Raw genomic sequence first — 919 nt, 5'->3', positions numbered from 1 at the left:
GATCTGGGTCTCCGGCGACGGCGACGCGGGACCCGGCGTCGGGGCCGGAACGGACGGCGCGGCCGGAACGGACGGCGCGGCCGGAACGGACGGCGCGGCAGGAGCCGCGGCGGCCGGGGCCTGCGGGGCACGCGGACCCGGACGCGGGGCGGGCTTCGGGGCGGCGACCTGGCCACCGCCGTTGCCGCCACCGTCGGAACCGGAGGCCACGAAGGCCTCCCGCAGGCGCCGGGCCACGGGGGCCTCGACGGTGGAGGAGGCGGACTTCACGAACTCGCCCTGCTCCTTGAGCTTGGCGAGCACGGTCTTGCTGTCGACACCGAACTCCTTGGCGAGTTCGTGTACGCGGGCTTTGCCTGGCACGGATCTCCTCTTTGTGAGGCCGGCGGCTGGCCCGCGCGACCTCGTCGTCAGTACTGCATGGTCTGGCGTGTCATCGTGGGGACTTCACGGCTTGCTCATCCGACGACGTCCTGCTCTCGACGTGCGGACCCGCCGGGTGCGGGTCCGTCTGTGTTGGTGCGGTTGTCGTTCGTCCGTTGTCGCCCGCCCCGGGCCCGCTCTCCGCGGGCGCCGTGGACGGCGCGCCGAGGACGTGGTCCCGGAGCGGACCGGCCTCCACCGGGGTGCTGCTGCGCAGCGCCCGCACGAAGGCCCGGCGTCGCTCCGCCGCGCGCAGGCACTCCGGGGTGGGGTGCATCGAGGCGCCCCGGCCGGGGAGCCTCCGTCGTGGGTCGGGGACCAGAGCCCCGTTCCGGACGACGACGCGCAGCAGGTCGGTGACCGGAGCGCGCTTCCGGCAGCCCACACACGTGCGCACCGGGATCGACGTTTCGGCCACCCTCAACTCTAGCGCGCGGAGGGCCCCGGATGTTCCGGGCGCCGGCCGCCGGCCACCCGTCCGGGGCGGGCGCCTCCA

2 protein-coding genes are annotated in these 919 nt (G+C 75.4%); both read right to left on the bottom strand.

Annotation, left to right across the window (positions count from 1 at the left end):
- Positions 1-363: translation initiation factor IF-2 N-terminal domain-containing protein (locus E4P41_RS22495; protein ID WP_209307868.1), on the bottom strand; the 363-nt coding region annotated here is incomplete at its 3' end.
- A 70-nt stretch (positions 364-433) separates the two neighbouring features.
- Positions 434-808, bottom strand: coding sequence for a YlxR family protein (locus E4P41_RS21760; protein ID WP_209307869.1), 375 nt, complete (start codon positions 806-808; stop codon positions 434-436).
- Between the last annotated feature and the right edge of the window lie 111 nt (positions 809-919).

Origin of the sequence: Geodermatophilus sp. DF01-2 (assembly GCF_004571065.1) — a bacterium.
GTDB lineage: Bacteria > Actinomycetota > Actinomycetes > Mycobacteriales > Geodermatophilaceae > Geodermatophilus.
The sequence above is the reverse complement of the archived record's forward strand: the minus strand, read 5'-3'. Positions and strand labels throughout refer to the sequence as shown.